Origin of the sequence: Serratia sp. CC22-02, from assembly GCF_900182895.1 — a bacterium.
Lineage (GTDB): Bacteria > Pseudomonadota > Gammaproteobacteria > Enterobacterales > Enterobacteriaceae > Serratia > Serratia nevei.
In genome coordinates this window covers 21,422-39,226 of record NZ_FXUD01000001.1, presented here as the reverse complement: position 1 = coordinate 39,226, position 17,805 = coordinate 21,422, and the positions used below count along the sequence as shown (strand labels likewise).

Sequence of the window (17,805 nt, the reverse complement as noted above, 5' to 3'; positions counted from 1 at the left end):
CGTGCTTCTCCCTGCTGCGGCGGCATGCCGCACTCACAGGCGCAGCGCAATAGCGCCGGTTATCATCTGCAGAGAGGTGCTTCACATGAAATATGTCCACCCCGGTTTGCCTGGCTCGCTGGTTTCGTTCCGCAAACGCTATGGCAACTACATTGGCGGCAAATTCGTCGAACCGGTATCCGGCAACTACTTCACCAACACCTCGCCGGTGACCGGCCAGCCGATCGCCGAATTCCCGCGTTCCGACGCCAAGGACATCGAGCTGGCGCTCGACGCGGCGCATGCGGCGGCGGACGCCTGGGGCAAAACCAGCGTGCAGGAGCGCTCCAACGTGCTGCTGGCGATCGCCGATCGCATCGAAGCGCGGCTGGAGATGCTGGCGCTGACCGAAACCTGGGACAACGGCAAACCGATCCGCGAAACCCTGAACGCCGATCTGCCGCTGGCGGTCGACCATTTCCGCTACTTCGCCGGCTGCCTGCGCGCGCAGGAAGGCACCGCGGCGGAGATCGATCAGAACACCGTGGCCTACCATATCTATGAGCCGCTGGGCGTAGTCGGCCAGATTATTCCGTGGAACTTCCCTCTGCTGATGGCCGCCTGGAAACTGGCGCCGGCGCTGGCGGGCGGTAACTGCGTGGTGCTGAAACCGGCGGAACAGACCCCGCTTGGCATCAGCGTGCTGATGGAAGAGATCGGCGATCTGCTGCCGCCGGGCGTGCTCAACGTGGTGCAAGGCTTCGGCGCCGAGGCCGGCGAAGCGCTGGCGCGCAGCAAACGCATCGAGAAGATCGCGTTCACCGGTTCCACACCGGTCGGCCGCCATATCCTCGCCTGCGCGGCGGAAAACATCATCCCCAGCACCGTCGAACTGGGCGGCAAATCGCCGAACATCTATTTTGAAGACATCATGCAGGCGGAGCCGGAGTTTATCGACAAGGCGGTTGAGGGGCTGGTGCTGGGCTTCTTCAACCAGGGCGAGGTCTGCACCTGCCCTTCACGCGCATTGATCCAGGAATCCATCTACCCGCAGTTTATGGAGAAAGTGCTCGCGCGCATCGCCACCATTCGCCAGGGCGATCCCTTCGATACCGAGACCATGATCGGTGCCCAGGCGTCAAAACAGCAGTACGACAAGATCCTGTCCTACATCGACATCGCTAAAAACGAGGGCGGCAAAATCGTGGTGGGTGGCGAACCCGCCCAGCGTGGCGACGAAATGCAAAACGGTTTCTACCTGCAGCCGACGTTGATTACCGGCAACAACAGCATGCGCTTCTTCCGCGAGGAGATCTTCGGGCCGGTGATTGGCGTCACCACCTTCAAGGATGAGGCCGAAGCTCTGGCGCTGGCCAACGACACCGAGTTCGGTCTGGGCGCCGGGCTGTGGACCCGCGACATCAACCGCGCCTACCGCATGGGCCGCGCCATCAAGGCGGGCCGCGTGTGGACCAACTGCTATCACCTGTACCCGGCGCACGCCGCGTTCGGCGGCTACAAGAACTCCGGTATCGGGCGCGAAACCCACAAGGCGGCGCTGTCGCACTATCAGCAGGTGAAAAACCTGCTGGTCAGCTACGACGCCAAACCGCTGGGCCTGTTCTGATCCGGGCGTAACAACAAGAAGGCCACCCGCAGGTGGCCTTCTTATTTGGCATGGTTGATGGCGTGATTTATTTCGCCATGCCGAGATCGATCACCATGCGACCGCGAATGGTGCCCGCCTTCATCTCGTCGAAGATGGCGTTGATATCGCCCAGTGGCCGTTTGGTCACTTTCGGCGTCACTTTTCCTTCGGCGGCGAACTGGAACGCCTCTTTCAGATCTTCACGCGTGCCCACCAGCGAGCCCACCACCTGAATGCCGTCCAGCACCAGGCGCGGAATGCTCAGATCCATGCTCTCCGGCGGCAGCCCCACGGCCACCACTTTACCGCCGGCGCGCACCGCATTCACCGCCGAGTTGAAGGCCGCTTTCGCCACCGCCGTCACCACCGCCGCGTGAGCGCCGCCGGTTTGCTGCTGAATGATCTCCTCCGCGTTTTGCGTTTTGGAGTTGATGGTCAGATCGGCGCCGATCTGTTTGGCGAACTCCAGCTGGCCGTCGTTGACGTCGATGGCGATCACCTTGGCGTTAAACACGTTCTTGGCATACTGCAGCGCCAGGTTGCCCAGCCCGCCCAGGCCGTAGATGGCGATCCACTGCCCCGGCTTGATATCGGAAATCTTCACCGCCTTGTAGGTGGTGACGCCGGCGCAGGTAATGCTGCTGGCGGCGAAAGAATCGAGCCCGTCCGGCACTTTCACCGCGTAGTCCGCCACCACGATGCACTCTTCCGCCATGCCGCCGTCAACGCTGTAGCCGGCGTTCTTCACCGAACGGCACAGGGTTTCGTTGCCGCTGACGCAGTATTCGCAATGGCCGCAACCCTGGTAAAACCAGGCGACGCTGGCGCGGTCACCCACTTTTAACGAGGTGACGCCCTCACCGACGGCGGAGACCACGCCGATGCCCTCATGCCCCAACGTAATGCCCGGCACCTCGCCGAAATCGCCGTTTTTCACGTGCAAATCGGTGTGGCACACCCCACAACACTCCATTTTCAACGCCGCCTCGCCGTGCTTCAGCGGGCGCAGCACTTTATCCTGAATGTCTACGGTATGGTTTTTCGTCACTACGGCAGCTTTCATGGTGTTTTCCTTAGCAGAATGGGAAGTACAGTTGTTAATGTAGTGACTGTATTCGGTGAGGGCAAGTGCCACGTGTTTTGTGTAAAAACAAATAATTAAATATGAATCAGCATGATTATTTCATAAAAAACAATTAACAGACGGCGCGATCCCAGGCGAATGATTTGCCTGTTCGCTGGCGCCGCCATGACCTGATTCAGCCCTTAAATCGATTCACGGGGATTTTCAGATAGTGTTGCCCATCGTCTTCACAGTCAGGCAAAACGCCGCCGCGAATATTGACCTGCAGCGCCATCAGCATGAGTTCCGGGTGCGGCAGCGTGGCGTCCCGCTGTTTTCTTTGCGCAACGAACCGGGATTTATCCATGTTGACCACCCAGGGATTGTTCTCGCGCTGCTCTCTCACGGTGCTTTCCCAACGGGCCTCACGCCCCGCCGGGCGGTAATCATGGCCGGTAAACAGGCGGGTATCCGCCGGCAGGCTCAAGATGCGCTGCAATGAGTCCCACAAGGCTTCCGCATTGCCACCAGGAAAGTCGGCCCTTGCGGTACCGCTGTCCGGCATGAAGAACGTATCGTGGATAAACGCCGCATCCGCAATGTGGTAAGTGACGGACGCCAGCGTGTGCCCGGGAGACAGCAAGACTTCAGCGCGCAGGTTACCGATAAAAAAGACGTCCCCGTCCGCGAACAGTACATCCCAGACGGTCTTGGCCGCAGGCAGGTCTTTTAAATTATAGATCTCTTCCCACAGCCCCTGAACGGCGGTAATTTTTTCACCGATACCGGTGAAGGCGCCGGTTTTCTGCGCCAGCCAGGTGGCAGCCGAAAAATGATCGGCGTGCGGGTGCGTATCCAACACCCAGGCCACTCCCCACCCCCGTTGATGGATAAAATTCAGAATGTCGTTGGCCTGTTGATGCGAGACCGTGCCCGATCGGCGGTCAAAATCCAGCACCGGGTCGATAATCGCACAGCGGCGCGCCTCGGGATCGGCAACCACATACTGCAGGCTGCCGCTTTCCGGCTCATAAAACGCGTGAACTTCCGCCGTGGCCCGCACGGACCGATGCTTGCCATACCAGCTGAGCGCCTTATCGGCGTCCGCGCCGTATTCGTCGCATTGGCGGCGAAACTGCGCTTCATCTATCTGACCTTCGCGCAGCGCATACAGCAGGGAAAGGCAGGCAGATCGAGCCCCGCTTCTGCAGTGCGCCAGGGTTTTCTTGCCTTGCCGCAGCAGAAACTGGAAGGTGTAAACGGTCTCCCAGGTCAGCGTATCGAACGTGTAAGGGAGATAGACGTAACGCATCCCCCCTTGTTCAGCCAACGCTTTCTCTTGCTGATGATCAAGATACTCCCCCGGTTCCTCGTCCGGCCGATTGTTGACGATAAGGCGATAGCCCTGTTGAGACAGCGCGTTGAAATCACTCGCTTCAGGCGCGCCCGAAAAGGAGAGCTGAGGGTGGTAAGTGCGGATGCGCATGTTTTTTTCCTTCTGTTTCATAGGCTTTTAAATAACATATACAGGGCCAGCGCCAGGAGCATGACGGCATAGAGCACATTGATAATGTCCTCGCGTTTTTTCAGGCGCTCGGCGAGCGCCACCCCCACCACGCCCCCCAGGACGCCGCCGACGATGAGCCAGCACGTAATCGCGATCGAGACCTTTCCCGACATGGCGTAGCTGGCGCTGGTCGACAGCCCCATGGCCGCCACGACCACCAGTGAGGTTGCCACCGCTTCAACCATCGAGAAGCGGAAAAACCAGACCAGCACCGGCACAACCAAAAATCCGCCGCCGATGCCCAGAAAGCCCGCCAGCCCGCCCAGGGCCAGGACGCTGGGCCATACGATGGCGGGATGAACGGCAGCATGGGGGGACGGCAAGGGGGTGCCGGCAAGGCGATTTCTTTTCAGCGTCAATCCGGCGACAACCAGCATCAACAGGGAAAAAGGCAGGGTTAAGTAGTGCCCGTCCGTGATTTTTCCCATCTGAGATCCCGCCAAAGCGCCCATAACAGCAACCAGCGAAACGACAACCCCGGTCTGCCACCTGACGTTGCCTTTGGCAGCGTGCGCGGCCAGGTTGATCAGCGCGTTAATGGCCACGGACATGGCGCTGGTTCCTATAATCAAATGCGTATCCGGCACTTTCACCATATACAGCAATAACGGCACGCAGACGATTGACCCACCGCCGCCGGTCAGGGCCAGGAGGAATCCTACAATTCCCCCGGTGACCACTAACAGCATCACGATATAAAAACTGAAATGGAAAAAATCCACTGCACTAATCCCTTAATGATGCTCATGCCATTTATTAACGATCAGTTTACCGGCGATGTCAAATAACTTATTTCGTTTTGTTATTACATATAGCAAAATAGAATATGTGAATTTTTATATAACCACAAGTTCTATAAATTCGCTTTTAATCTGGCCAGCAACCCCCTACTTTCTTATGAAAGGAGGCCTGCATGAAACCCGAAAAAATAAACACCCAGAAAAGCGTCGTTGTTATTGGCGGCGGCTCATCCGGAATAGGTATCGCGGCAAGCATAAGGAAGCGAATTAAAGACATCGATATAACGGTCGTGGAACCTAACGACTGTCATTATTATCAACCGGCATGGACCCTGGTGGGCGGCGGGCTCTTTGATATCAATAAAACACGGCGTTCCCTGCGCGCTGTCCTGCCTGCAGGAACCGCATGGGTACAGGATAGCGTTGTCAGGGTCGAGCCCAGTCAAAAATACATCGAGACTCGCCAAGGGCAGAAAATAAACTATGACTTTCTTATTGTTGCGTGCGGCCTCGTTTTACGCTGGGATAAAATAGAAGGCCTTGAAGACACCCTGGGATTAAACGGCGTCACCTCTAATTATCGCTTTGATCTTGCCGAATACACCTGGCAACTGGTTCAGGAAATGAAAGGCGGCCAGGCGATATTTTCTCAACCGGCACTACCCATAAAATGCGCCGGCGCACCGCAAAAAGCCCTGTATCTTTCATGCGACCACTGGCGCCGCCAAGGCATCCTGAATAATATTAACGTCAATTTCTGCCTTGCGGGCACGGCGATTTTCGGCATTCCGCAATTTGTCCCCCCGCTGAGCGAGTATTTGCAAAAATACCGTGCAAAGGTCAATTTCAATCATCATTTAATTCGTGTTGATGGCCCGAATCGGCAAGCAACATTTGCCGTAGAGACAAATGAAGAGGGAAAACGCGAGTTAACCCTGCCCTTCGATATGCTCCACGTGGTGCCGCCTCAATCGGCCCCGGCGTTTATTTCGCAAAGCGGGCTCGCTGAGGGATCCGGCTGGTGCGATGTGGATAAATTGACGCTGCAGCATAAGCATTGGCCGGATATTTTTGCGGTAGGCGACTGTTGCTCAACGCCAAACGCCAAAACCCTGGCGGCAGCCCGAAAGCAGGTGGTGGTGGTGGCGGAAAACGTCGCGGCGCTGATTCATGGCGCGCCTCTCACGGCCCATTATGATGGCTATGGTTCCTGTCCGTTGACGGTCGAGAAAGGCAAAGTTGTGCTGGCGGAGTTTGGCTATGACGGTAAGTTACTGCCCACGTTTCCCCTGTTCGACGCAACCCAGCCCAGCCGTCTGGCCTGGTGGCTGAAAGCCTGGTTTTTACCCCGGTTTTATTGGGCGGGCATGCTGCGTGGGGTTGAATGGTTTGCCGGCAGCAAGCGGCCATGACGCACACTCGGCCCCCCTTGCCGCTCTGGCCGCAGCAGACGCTTGACTATTTGGCGAGACAAAGCCACCATCGCTTGCAGGTCCATCAGGCTGATTGCAAGCCGTTACCACTACCGGTCGATCATCGATGAAAAATGCCCCCGCAGTGACGATCCACTACTGTTCACAATGCAACTGGCTGCTGCGCGCCGGCTGGATGGCGCAAGAGCTGCTCAATACCTTCGGCGACGATCTCGCCTCCGTCACGCTGATGCCGGGCACCGGCGGGGTCTATCAAATCAGCGTCGATGGCGTGATGATTTGGGATCGCAAAATTGACGGCGGCTTCCCCGATGCGGCGCAGCTGAAGCAGCGGCTGCGCGATCACAGCTTCCCCGATCGTTCTCTCGGCCACAGCGACGGGAAGAAAGCCAGGCACTGAACATCCGGCGGCAAGCACAGCTTCAATTTAACGCATAGCTGGCCGCCATCACGACGCCATTCATGGTCATATGCAGCCCAATGGGCAAATAGATCCCTTTGGATCTTACTCGGGCGGCCGTTAACACCAGCGAGATGAGCACCAGGGCTGCCAATGTGCGCCAATCGGTGTACTGGGTATGCAAAACGGCAAAGATGACAGACACCGTTAACGCGGCCCAAATCACCTTATCGTTAAACCAATACATCAGTGCGTTAAACAGACAGCCGCGAAATACGATCTCTTCATAGACGGGGACGACGAAAACCAACAAAGCGGCATTGAGCGCCAAAATCTCGTCGGGCAATGCCACCTGCTCCGTCACCCAGGTTTCCGTTTTTTCCACGCCCATCAAACGCGGGAAAATAAACTGAATCACCAACAGCGCGAACAGCAGCAGCGCAAAATCGTTGCGTTTAACCTCGCCTTTGCCCAATCCTTCTCTACGGCGGAAAAAGAGCAGGTATAACGAAAAGATAGCGACAAATTCCATTCCGTACAGCAACGGCAGCAATAGCCCTTGTCGCATCAAGGCGGTTCTGTTCTCAATGAACAACGGAATAAATGTAATCAGGAACATCAGCAAAAACATGGAAAAGCAGCCATTAACGGCTCGCGTTCTCGCGATAAACGCATTGTCGACCATATAACCATCCTTAGTTTTGAGCAGCGATTGACGAAACGGTAGCAAGGCAAGAGACCGCGGCAGTTTATCCCCATGCGATATCATTGTCATGAACCCGTTCGCAGCGAACGTCCATTCGCAAATTTCTCCAAGCCATTGGCACGCGGTTGATTTCGCCCGGGTCTCCTGCGTTATACTGAGCGCTCTTTTAGCCACGTAATTAATAAAATTTTATGATTGAACGCTTGCTCGAAAACACGATGTACGCCTCCCGTTGGCTGCTCGCACCGGTTTATGTCGGCCTTTCACTGGCTCTGGTCGCCCTGTCGATCAAGTTTTTTCAGGAGATCCTGCACGTCCTGCCCAACATTTTTTCTATCGCCGAAGCCGATCTGATCCTGACCCTGCTGTCGCTGGTCGACATGGCGCTGGTGGGCGGGCTGTTGGTGATGGTGATGTTCTCCGGGTATGAAAACTTCGTCTCGCAGCTGGATATCACCGAAGGGAAAGAAAAGCTGAGCTGGCTGGGCAAAATGGACGCCACCTCGCTGAAAAACAAAGTCGCCGCCTCCATCGTCGCCATCTCTTCCATTCACCTGCTGCGGGTGTTTATGGACGCCAAGAACGTGCCGGACAACAAGCTGATGTGGTATGTGATCATCCATCTCACCTTCGTGCTGTCCGCTTTCGTGATGGGCTATCTGGACAAGGTCACCCGTTCCAAGCACTAACCACGCGCTACCACACCCGATCGCCAGCATCGGGTGCCTCCTTCCTCTCCATTCTGCGCCTGTTTCTCCGCCATCATGTCTTTCATCTGGCACATATGATGATAATTTTATTATAATGCTATTACACTCACCATGGACTGAACGCCGGCCATCGCACCGGTTTCGCCGCAGACAGGATCACGCGCCCCCATGCCATTGAATGGTCATCCCCTGCAATTCAACGATATTCAGGCGATTTTGCCTCATCGCTATCCCTGCCTGTTGGTCGATCGCGTGCTGCCCGCCGGCACCTGCATTGCCGAAGGGCGGCTGAGCGCCATCAAGAACATCACCGCCAATGAACCGACGTTCTGGAGCGGCCACGCTCACTTCGCCGGTTTTCCCGGCGTGCTGTTGGTAGAAGCGCTGGCGCAAAGCACCGGCCTGCTGGCCCATTACTATCTCGGGGCGCTGAACGAAGGGGAACATTACTATTTCGCCGCCATCCAGCGGGCGCGTTTTTATCGCGCCGCCCGCCCCGGCGATCAGGTGCTGATGGAGGTCGCCTTTGTGCGCCGGCGCGGGGCGATCGCCCGCTTTACCGGCCGTGCCAGCATCGACGGCCAACGCATTTGCACCGCCGATTTCATGTGCGCCCGTAAATAGGCCGCTTGCCAAAGGAGCCCTGCGAATACCATGTCTCTGGTTGACAGCTTACTCAGAACCCTCGATTTCTCTCCGCGCGGCCAGGTGATCGCCCGCGAAGCCGACGCCTGGGGCGAAATCATCGTTTCCGATCACAAGGACTACCGCACGCTGCGGTTTGACGGCATCTGCGAGCAGAGCAAGATGAGCCTCAGCAACCCCGCGCAGCCGATCCACAACTACATCAAAGCGATGCTGATGGCGGTGGCCTGGCAGCCGCCGACGTCGGCGTTGATCCTGGGGTTGGGCGGCGGCAGCCTGCTGCGTGCGCTGCACGCCCTCGATCCGGCGATGCGCCTGGAGGTGGTCGAGCTGCGCGCCGCGGTGATCGCCATCGCACGCCGTTATTTTACGCTGCCGGCCACCGACACCATCAGCCTGCGCACCGCCGATGCCATGGACTTCGTGCGCCCGCCCGCCGAGACGCGCTACGATCTGATTTTCTCCGATCTCTATTCGGCGTTTGCCATGGATCCGCAGCAAGGCAGCCAGACCTTCCTGGAAAACTGCGCCGCAAGGCTGAACGACGGGGGCTGGCTGGTGCTGAATTACCACGATCTGCCCGACGAAAATAGCCTGCTGTACCACAGCCTGCACCGGGTATTCAACACCGTGCTGTTTTGCGTCGCCCCCAGCGGCAACGTCATTATTTACGCCACGCTAGCCCGGGTGACGCTGCCGCTGAGCGCGCTGCGCAATCTGGCCGCCGGCAGCGGCGAACTGTTCAACTGCGAGCTCGGCTATCTGTCGCGCAAAATAGAGCGGCTGCATTTCCGCTAAAGGCGGGGGCGACGCGGTCTGGCTGGCCGCTTCGCCCACGTGGTATTATCATTCAGTTATCATTCTCTGGAGGATCCTGATGGAAAAGAAAACGGCGCGGCTAACGGTGCTGATTGACCCGGACAAGAAAAAAGCCCTGGAAGACCTGTGCCTGCAGCAGGACGTCACCCCTTCCCAGGTGGTGCGCCAGCTGATCCGCGATTACCTGCATAAGCATCAGGTGGACTATCCCAGCCAGCCGACTCACGCCAACCCGCGCGTAGAGAGCAATTGAGCGGCGGCCTGCCCCGCATACCGTGAAGCGCGCTATCCCCCTGCGCGCGTCCCTAATCCGAATCCTCCGTTGCGCTCTGTCCATTCGGCAGCATCGCTGCTACTGTTTGATGCGTTCATCCCTCTTCGGAAAGGAAGCGCCATGTTCAGCCATATTACCGTCGGCGTCAGCGATCTGGACGCCGCCGCCGCATTCTACGACGCCATTCTGTTGCCGCTGGGATTACAGCGGCGGGAAGTGACGCCGGACGGCGGCCCCGCCGCCCGCTGCTGGGTGATGCCGGGGCAAACGCTGCCGCGTTTCTATGCCTACCAACCCTTCGACAGACAGCCTGCCAGCGCCGGCAACGGCAGCATGCTGGCCTTTCTCGCCGCCGATGAGCTGGAGGTCAAGCGCGCCTACGCCGCCGGCCTGCTGGCGGGCGGCAGCAGCGAAGGCGAACCCGGCGAACGCGCGCACTACGGCAAAGGCTATTTCGGCGCTTACCTGCGCGATCCCGACGGCAACAAGGTGCATGTGGTTTACCGGGGAGATCTCGCCTGATGAAATGCTCGGTTTACATCGCCACCAGCGTGGACGGCTTCATCGCCGGGGCGGATGGCGACATCGACTGGCTGCTCCGGCCCGAGTACGCGGTTTCATTGCTCAACGGGCTAAGCTATGAGGCGTTTATCGCCGACATCGACGCGCTGGTGATGGGGCGTCATACCTATGAGAAAGTCCGCGCCTTTCCCGAGTGGCCCTATGGCGAATTGCCGGTGGTGGTGCTGTCGACGCAGCCGCCCGCACAACAAGATACCGGGCACGTGCGCTGGATGACTGGCGAACCGGCGGCCATCGTGGCGCAGCTGGCCGATCAAGGCTGCCGTCACCTGTATATCGACGGCGGCCAGACCGTCCAGCGCTTCCTGCAGGCCGGGTTGATCGACGAGCTGACTATCACGCGCGTGCCGCTGCTGTTGGGCGGCGGCATTCCCTTGTTCGGCACCGATGGTCCGGAGCAGCGCCTGCGCCTGCTCGCCGTCACTCCCTCGGACAACGGCTTCGTGCAAGAACGCTACGCGGTTCAGCGCGCGTCGTAACGCAGCATCAGCCGGCGGCCGCCGAAGGCGATGAGCAACGCCGCCAGCGCCAACAGCGCCGCCGTCCCGTAGGTCACACGCATACCGTAAGCCGCGGCGGCGGCGGTTCCCACCACCCGCTGCGAGGCCAGATAAAACAGCGCCCCCATCGCCGAGGCGCCGGTGATCGCCCCGAGATTGCGCGCCAGATTGACCATGCCGGCGATCAAACCGCGCCGTTCAGGAAACAGATCCTTCATCAGCATGGTGTTGTTGGCCACCTGAAACAGCGCATAGCCGGCGGTCAGCAGCGCGATGGGTGCCACATAGCCGAGCACGCCGGCGCGGCTAAGCAGCGACAGCAACGCCGCACCGGCGGCCACCGCCGCCAGCCCAAACTGGGCGATGCGCTGCGATCCAAAACGATCCACCAGATAACCGGCCGGAATGCCGGTCAGGATCGCCACCGCCGGCCCCGCCGACATCACCAGCCCGACCTGCGCAGCGCTTAACCCCAGCGCGCGTGACAGATAGAACGGCCCGACGACCAGCGTGGCGGTCATGACCGTCATCACCAGCGCGCTGGCCGCCAGCCCCGCCGTCAGGGCCGGATGGCGGAACATCGTCGGCGCCAACAGCGGCGATGCGGCGCGGCGCTCCACGCCGATGAACAGCGCCCCCGCCAACAGGGCCCCCAGCATCAACACCAGGTTGAGCGCGCCGAAATTGCCGCGCCCCAGGGTCATCGCCAGCGAATAGCAGAGCAATGCGCCGCCCAGCAGCAGCGTACCGGCGCGATCGAACGGTTCCTGGCGCGCGGCCGGGCGCGCCCCCTCCGGCAAGTATCGCCAGGCGAGCCACAGCGCCAACAGGCCCAGCGGCAGATTGATCAGAAACATTGCCCGCCAGCCGAAACCGGCGATCAGCGCGCCGCCCAACGACGGCCCCAACGCGGTGCCCACTGCCGACATGGTACCGAGCAGCCCCATCGCGCGGCCGATTTTTTCCGTGCCCAGCGCCTCGCCCGCCAGCGCCATGGCGATCGACATCATGACCGCGCCCCCCAGCCCCTGCGCCATGCGCGCCGCCAGCAGCAGCCAAAGCTGCGGGGCCAGCGCACAAGCCAGCGAAGCGGCGGTAAACAGCGCGATACCCGCCAGCAGCAGGCGGCGGCGATTAAGGCTGTCGCCCAAGCGACCGATGCCGATGATGCAGGTGGTGACGGCCAGCAAATAACAGAGCAATACCCACTGTACCGCCTGGAACGAAGCATGGAACGCGGTGGCGAGCGCCGGCAGCCCGACGTTGGCGATGCTGATGCCGAGCGATGACAGCAGCATGCTCAGAGACAGTGCGGCCAGTATGCCGCGGACGCCCTGCGGCGTAGGATGGGATAACATGATAAACACTCCTGACATAGACTGAGGGATAGCCTATGCCAGGGGTTGGGATGGCGGAAGACGCACGACATGCACTGTATCCATGCGTCTGACGCCTTATCTGACGCGAGCCGTTACCAGGCGGCGATCTCCGCCTCGGTGAGCGGCAGGGTTTGGGTGACGCCGGTTTCCGCCGCCAGGGTGGCCGCCTCCAGCACCGCCATCACCGCCAGCGCCTGCGCAGCGGTAACCGGGTTGGCGCCGGCGCCGCGCAGCGCGTCGCGCACCTGGACATAATACTGACGCTGGTCGCCATCCGGCGTCGGCAGCGTGCGCACCGGCTCCGTGCCGATAAACAGGCTCATCGCGTCGTCGTCTTTGCCCCACTCCGCCGAGCCCGGCGTCACGCCGGCCAGCAGCTGGCTCTCCTGCCCGTCGGCGCGCGCTTTGACTACGCTGCCTTTCTCGCCGTGCACGGTAAAGCGCGCCACGCCCCCCGCCACCAGCATGCTGCCGTGCAGGATCACGCGGTGCGTCGGGTAGTTGAGCACCACATGGGCCCAGTCGTTAACCTGCGCATTGTGGCGCAGCGTGGCGATGTTGGCCTGCACGCTTTGCGGCAAACCGAACAGCTGCAGCGCCTGATCGACCATGTGCGGCCCCAGATCGAACCACAGCCCGCTGCCCGGCAGATTCTGTTCGCGCCAGCGCACCCGCACTTCAGGGCGGTAGCGATCGATGTGCGACTCAAAGTGCGTCACCTTGCCGATCAGCCCCTGTTCGATCACCTGCTTCACGCCCAGGTAGTCGCTGTCCCAACGGCGGTTCTGGAACACCGACAGCAGGCGATCGTGTTTTTCCGCCGCCGCAATCAGCGTGCGCGCCTGCGCCAAATCCAGCGTAAAGGGTTTATCCACCACCACGTGCTTGCCCGCTTCCAGCGCGGCCAGCGCCAGCGGCGCATGGGTATCGTTCGGCGACGCGATCACCACCAAATCCACCTCCGGCCGGCGGATAGCCTCCAGCGGGTCGGCGATCACCTGCGCGTGCGGCAGATCGGCATGCACCTTAGAGGCATCGCGCGAAGCCACCACGCTCAGTTCCAGCCCCGGCACCGCGTTAATCAGCGGCGCGTGAAACGCCTTGCCGACAAAGCCGTAGCCAATCAGCGCCACCTGCAACGGTCGTGCGGTATCGTTCATCAGTGTTCTCCTCTAGCGGTCGTCGGCGACGACACAAAGTTCAATCAGTGATTGTTCGTCCAGGTTGTCCCACGGGCGGTCGGTAAACAGCCGTTGGATCTGCGCCAGATCCGCAACGTGATGCGGTTCGCAGCGATCCAGCTTCATATGGTCGGCCACCAGCCAGCGCTCGCCGCTGTTGGCCAGCATGGCGCGTTTGACCTCGGCATCGGCCTCCTCGCCGGCGCTCAGCCCCAGCTGCGCATGCACCGCACAGGCGCCCAGCAAGGCGATGTCCGCGCGGTAGCGCGCCAGCAACGCCAAAGTGGCGCCGCCGGCGAACAGCCGCTGGCGCGCATCCCATTGGCCGCCAAGCAGAATCAGGTTGATCTCCGGCCTGTCGCTCAGGCACTGCGCGATATCCAGCGAAGCGGTGATCACCGTGGCCGGCCCACGCAGCGCCTGCGCCACCGCCAGCAGCGTACTGCCCGCATCCAGCATCAGGGTGCTGCCGGGTGGGATCTGCGCGGCCACCGCGCGACCGAGCCGCTGCTTGACCTGCGGCAACAGCGCCGCACGCGCCTGGCGCGGCATGTCGGACGGTTCGAGCGCGATCGCCCCGCCGTGATGTTTCTGCGCCAACCCTTGCCGTTCGAGATCGGCCAGATCGCGGCGCACGGTATCGACCGAAACGCCGATGGCGCCGGCCAATTCCGCCACCGCCGCCTGCCCGCGTTCGCTGAGCAAATCCAATAAATGGCGCTGTCGTGCCGCTTTGTGCATGGGTTTATTCCGCAATAAAAAGCATAAAACAGCAATATACAGCAGAAAACAGCATCAGAGAAGCCGCAATGATGCGCACCGGAGATCAAACATCTTTTCGCCTGCGGGACGATGATGAAGGCATAACGCATAACAATCCGGAGAAGTGATGAGCATCGATCTGACGTTTGAAGACCTGAGCGCGCGCGCCGTGCAATACAACGCCCGCGCTTCGGTGGACGATTTTGACGCCTGCATGGCGGAATACGCCGCGCTGGCCCAGCGCGCCAGGGCGCAGACACCCGGTATTTACGACCTGCGCTACGGCATGAGCGCCGCAGAGCGCCTCGATCTGTTCCCGGCCTGCACGCAGCCCGCCCCGCTGCTGATCTTTATTCATGGCGGCTACTGGCATTCGCAGCGCAAAGAGGAAGCCTGTTCGATGGCCGCCACGTTTGCCCGCCGCGGCGTGGCGGTCGCCACGCTGGAATACACGCTGGCGCCGGAAGCGACGCTGGCGGAGATCGTGCACGAGGTGCGCAGCGCCGTCGCCTGGCTTTATCATCACGGGGCGCCTTTCGGCATCGATCCGGCACGCATTTTCGTCAGCGGCAGTTCGGCCGGCGGCCACCTGTGCGGCATGCTGATCGCCGACGGCTGGCAACCACGCTATCGCCTGCCGCCCAACGCGATCAAAGGCGCGTTGGCGCTGAGTGGCCTCTACGATCTGCGCCCGCTGTGCGATATCTATATCAACGACTGGCTGCACCTGACGCCCGAGCAGGCGCAAACCCTTAGCCCGCTGTTTTTACTGCCGGCGAAGGAACATGCGCCGCAGATATTGCTCGACGTCGGCCAGCGGGAAACCCAAGGATTCAAAAACCAGACGCAGGCCTATTATGACGCCTGCCTGGCGCGCGGCCTCGACGTCCAGCTGCTGGCCGATCGCCACTGCAACCACTTTACACTGGTCAACGAGCTGGCCGATGCGGAAAGCGCGATGTTTCGGCAGGTGATGGCGATGATTGACGCAACGCAACCGTAGCCTGCCGTTGCAGCCACAGCCTGGCGGCGATCGCGATCGCCGCCAGTGCGGCAAACATGGCCCCACACAGCAGGCTGCCCTGTAGCCCCCAGGCAGCGATAAACCAACCGCCCACCAGCGACCCCACCGCCACACCCAGGTTGATAAAGGCGATATACAGCCCGGTGGCGAACGCCGGCGCCTGCGGCGCTTCGGAGGTCAGCCAGACCTGCGTCACGATCAAACCGCTGGTGTGCGCCGCCCCCCAATACAGACAAAGTGCCGTCATCGCGCCGATATTCGCGCTGCCGTAGCGATACAGCAGCGCATAAGCCGCAATCAAGGCTATCGGATGCAGCAGCACCGTCACTGCGCGATGGCGGCTCAACCCCTTGCCGGCCAACAGGTTGCCCGCGACGCCGCCCACACCGAACGCCACCAGAAGCCAGCCGATGGCGGCGTCGCCAATACCGGCTTCACGGCTGAGGTACTCGGCTGCGTAAGCGTAGACGGCAAACATGGCGGCAAAGATCAGCACGCAGGTAGTGATATTCAACCACAGCGTGCCGCTGCGCAGGATTGCCAACTGCTTGCCGTAGCTGAGACGCTGCACGGCCGCATCAGGCAAGCGCCACAGCAATCCCAGCGTCGCCAGCAGGTTGACCAGCGCGCAAAATCGGAACGATGCCTCATAGCTGAACTGCCCGGCTATCCATTGCGTCAGCGGTATGCCCAATACCATCCCCATGCTGGTGCCGATAAACGCATAAGCGGTTGCTTTGGTGGCCAGATGCGGCGGATAAAGCGCCGCGGCCGCCACCATGGCCAGTGAAAAGTAGATCGGATGAAACAACGCCGGCAAAATACGCAGCAGCATCAGCATGGCAAAGCTGTCCGCCTGAGCGGCCAGCGCGCTGGCTGCCGTAAATACGGCCAACGCGATCAACAACATGCGTTTGCGATTGAACCGCGACGCCAGCAGCACCAACAGCGGCCCGAACAGCGCAATGGTCAGGGCGAAGACCCCGACCAGCCAGCCGGCCTGCGCCGTGGAGATGCCATAGCGCGCGATGATCTGCGGTAAAATACCCACCACGCCGAACTCGATGCAGTAAACGCCGAACAGCCCCAGCGCGATGAAGAAAATCGGTGGCATCAGGCCCATGACGGCACTCCCGTGGCGGCATAAACCGCCTGACAAATCTCGCCGACAAAGGTGCCGGACATTCCTTCCAGCGCCGTGTTGGTAAATGCCACCACGCTGAGCTGCCGGGCAGGATCGACGAACCACGAGTGGCCATAGGTGCCGCCCATCCGCCAGCTGCCCACAGACTCCGGCGTTTGCGCAGCGACGGGATCTTTCAGCACGGTGATGCCCAGGCCGAAGCCGCGCCCTGGCCAAAACGGCATCGGCAGATCGCCGATTTGGTTGGTGGTCAGCGCCGTCACCCAATCAGTTGGCAGTACCGGCTTTCCTCCCTGGCGCAACGTTTCCAGCAGGCGCAGGAAATCCGCCGCCGAACCGACCATGCCGGCGCCGCCGGAGGCGTACGCCTGCGGATCCAGCGCACGTGCCGGCGACAGATGAAAACCGGCGCTGCCGTCGATGAAGGGTAAACGATCCGGCTGGCGCAGGCGGCGCGGCTCGCCGGGATGATCAGCGTAAGCGGCCGCCAGGCGCGCGGCGTCCACCGCCAGGAAATCGGTATCCGTCATCGCCAGCGGCCCGGTCACCCATTTTTTGACCGCCTGCGCCAGCGGCAAGCCGCTCGCCCGTTCAATAACCGCGCCCAACACATCGGTGGCGATGGAATAACGCCACTCCGCGCCGGGCGGTGCCAGCAACGGCGCGGAGGCAATGCGCCGCACATTTTCCAGCAGGCTGAGCGCCGCCTCATCCATCCCGTCGGAGACGCCCAATCGGGCGTAGCATCCGCCTTCCGGCTGAAAAAAACGGTAGCTTAACCCGGCGGTGTGGGTCATCAAATGGCGCAGCGTCAACAACGGGACGGTGCCGTCCGCCAGCCGCGGACGAAAATCCGGCAGCCAGCGGGTAACGGGATCGTCCAACCGCATGTCTCCTCGCGCCATCAGCGCCAGCGCCGCCGTGGACACGATCGGTTTGGACACCGAAGCTAACCTGAACAGCGTATTGCACGCCATCGGTTTGCCCGCTTCGCGATCTGCCATGCCCGCCGCACGTCGATAAACGATCTCACCGCCCTGCGCCACCAAAACGACCGCGCCAACCAATCGTTTTTCGCGCAAGGCTTTCTCTATCGCGCCGTCGATCGCGTTGGCGGAGGATCCGTATTCACTCATCTTTATTGCTCCAGGTAGTCAGCCCATGCTGTCGCCACCGAGCATAGAGCGTGGCGATTAACGGAAAAACAGGCTAGATTTCCTTTCATAGCGGACAATTTCGTCCGCAATGA

Annotated in this window: 19 protein-coding genes; 10 read left to right on the top strand and 9 right to left on the bottom strand. The window is 60.7% G+C overall.

Going from position 1 to position 17,805, the window contains the following annotated elements; all coding sequences use genetic code 11:
* Positions 1–85 precede the first annotated feature (85 nt).
* The gene (gene exaC, locus QOL81_RS00225; protein WP_149572420.1) at positions 86–1,606 is read left to right on the top strand and encodes an acetaldehyde dehydrogenase ExaC; all 1,521 of its coding nucleotides are present in this window, start codon (positions 86–88) and stop codon (positions 1,604–1,606) included.
* 67 nt (positions 1,607–1,673) lie between these two features.
* On the opposite strand, the gene adhP is transcribed toward exaC, so the two are convergent.
* From adhP to QOL81_RS00210, 3 genes are all read right to left on the bottom strand, one after another.
* Positions 1,674–2,690, bottom strand: a complete 1,017-nt coding sequence (gene adhP / locus QOL81_RS00220) for an alcohol dehydrogenase AdhP (RefSeq protein ID WP_004928541.1) — start codon at positions 2,688–2,690, stop codon at positions 1,674–1,676.
* A gap of 196 nt (positions 2,691–2,886) precedes the next feature.
* Complete coding sequence (blh, locus tag QOL81_RS00215) at positions 2,887–4,176, bottom strand: bifunctional sulfur transferase/dioxygenase Blh (RefSeq protein ID WP_283439558.1); 1,290 nt, start codon at positions 4,174–4,176, stop codon at positions 2,887–2,889.
* Between the two features lie 17 nt (positions 4,177–4,193).
* Positions 4,194–4,979, bottom strand: coding sequence for a sulfite exporter TauE/SafE family protein (locus QOL81_RS00210; RefSeq protein ID WP_080440217.1), 786 nt, complete (start codon positions 4,977–4,979; stop codon positions 4,194–4,196).
* Positions 4,980–5,170: 191 nt separating this feature from the next.
* On the opposite strand from QOL81_RS00210, the gene QOL81_RS00205 reads away from it, so the two are divergent.
* Together QOL81_RS00205 and QOL81_RS00200 are read left to right on the top strand one after the other, a co-directional pair.
* The gene (locus QOL81_RS00205) at positions 5,171–6,409 is read left to right on the top strand and encodes an NAD(P)/FAD-dependent oxidoreductase (RefSeq protein ID WP_060418974.1); all 1,239 of its coding nucleotides are present in this window, start codon (positions 5,171–5,173) and stop codon (positions 6,407–6,409) included.
* A 127-nt stretch (positions 6,410–6,536) separates the two neighbouring features.
* On the top strand, positions 6,537–6,830 hold the full coding sequence (locus QOL81_RS00200) for an Rdx family protein (protein WP_004928553.1): 294 nt from the start codon (positions 6,537–6,539) through the stop codon (positions 6,828–6,830).
* 22 nt (positions 6,831–6,852) lie between these two features.
* Here the strand turns inward: QOL81_RS00200 and QOL81_RS00195 are convergent, their stop codons facing one another.
* Positions 6,853–7,515, bottom strand: coding sequence for a CPBP family intramembrane glutamic endopeptidase (locus tag QOL81_RS00195; RefSeq protein ID WP_283439557.1), 663 nt, complete (start codon positions 7,513–7,515; stop codon positions 6,853–6,855).
* Positions 7,516–7,730: 215 nt separating this feature from the next.
* Between QOL81_RS00195 and QOL81_RS00190 the strand changes: the two genes are divergently transcribed.
* The 6 genes from QOL81_RS00190 to QOL81_RS00165 all read left to right on the top strand — a co-directional run bounded on the left by QOL81_RS00190 (position 7,731) and on the right by QOL81_RS00165 (position 11,045).
* On the top strand, positions 7,731–8,225 hold the full coding sequence (locus QOL81_RS00190; RefSeq protein ID WP_033648490.1) for a TIGR00645 family protein: 495 nt from the start codon (positions 7,731–7,733) through the stop codon (positions 8,223–8,225).
* 189 nt (positions 8,226–8,414) lie between these two features.
* Positions 8,415–8,870, top strand: coding sequence for a 3-hydroxyacyl-ACP dehydratase FabZ (gene fabZ / locus QOL81_RS00185; protein ID WP_038873003.1), 456 nt, complete (start codon positions 8,415–8,417; stop codon positions 8,868–8,870).
* 30 nt (positions 8,871–8,900) lie between these two features.
* A complete protein-coding gene (locus QOL81_RS00180) occupies positions 8,901–9,689 on the top strand; it encodes a spermidine synthase (RefSeq protein ID WP_147839975.1) in 789 nt (262 codons plus the stop codon).
* A gap of 79 nt (positions 9,690–9,768) precedes the next feature.
* On the top strand, positions 9,769–9,963 hold the full coding sequence (locus QOL81_RS00175; RefSeq protein ID WP_038872997.1) for a ribbon-helix-helix protein: 195 nt from the start codon (positions 9,769–9,771) through the stop codon (positions 9,961–9,963).
* A gap of 141 nt (positions 9,964–10,104) precedes the next feature.
* Entirely contained in the window at positions 10,105–10,506 is a 402-nt protein-coding gene (locus QOL81_RS00170; RefSeq protein ID WP_048321551.1) for a VOC family protein, read from the top strand.
* Complete coding sequence (locus QOL81_RS00165; RefSeq protein WP_180548589.1) at positions 10,506–11,045, top strand: dihydrofolate reductase family protein; 540 nt, start codon at positions 10,506–10,508, stop codon at positions 11,043–11,045. Before QOL81_RS00170 ends, QOL81_RS00165 begins: the two co-directional genes overlap by 1 nt.
* Here the strand turns inward: QOL81_RS00165 and QOL81_RS00160 are convergent.
* The 3 genes from QOL81_RS00160 to QOL81_RS00150 form a co-directional block, all read right to left on the bottom strand.
* On the bottom strand, positions 11,030–12,424 hold the full coding sequence (locus tag QOL81_RS00160; RefSeq protein ID WP_060418979.1) for an MFS transporter: 1,395 nt from the start codon (positions 12,422–12,424) through the stop codon (positions 11,030–11,032). The genes QOL81_RS00165 and QOL81_RS00160 overlap by 16 nt on opposite strands.
* A gap of 113 nt (positions 12,425–12,537) precedes the next feature.
* Positions 12,538–13,605: an oxidoreductase gene (locus tag QOL81_RS00155; protein WP_060418981.1), complete on the bottom strand. Its 1,068-nt coding sequence runs from the start codon at positions 13,603–13,605 to the stop codon at positions 12,538–12,540.
* Positions 13,606–13,617: 12 nt separating this feature from the next.
* The gene (locus QOL81_RS00150) at positions 13,618–14,367 is read right to left on the bottom strand and encodes a DeoR/GlpR family DNA-binding transcription regulator (RefSeq protein ID WP_048321547.1); all 750 of its coding nucleotides are present in this window, start codon (positions 14,365–14,367) and stop codon (positions 13,618–13,620) included.
* Between the two features lie 148 nt (positions 14,368–14,515).
* Here QOL81_RS00150 and QOL81_RS00145 point away from each other — a divergent pair, with 148 nt between their 5' ends.
* Positions 14,516–15,391 carry an alpha/beta hydrolase gene (locus QOL81_RS00145; protein WP_060418983.1) on the top strand — a complete coding sequence of 292 codons (876 nt, stop codon included), beginning with the start codon at positions 14,516–14,518 and terminating at the stop codon, positions 15,389–15,391.
* Here QOL81_RS00145 and QOL81_RS00140 read toward each other — a convergent pair.
* Positions 15,318–16,535, bottom strand: coding sequence for an MFS transporter (locus tag QOL81_RS00140; RefSeq protein WP_283439556.1), 1,218 nt, complete (start codon positions 16,533–16,535; stop codon positions 15,318–15,320). The genes QOL81_RS00145 and QOL81_RS00140 overlap by 74 nt on opposite strands.
* Entirely contained in the window at positions 16,526–17,692 is a 1,167-nt protein-coding gene (locus QOL81_RS00135) for a serine hydrolase domain-containing protein (RefSeq protein ID WP_060418987.1), read from the bottom strand. The genes QOL81_RS00140 and QOL81_RS00135 overlap by 10 nt, the downstream gene beginning before the upstream one ends.
* Between the last annotated feature and the right edge of the window lie 113 nt (positions 17,693–17,805).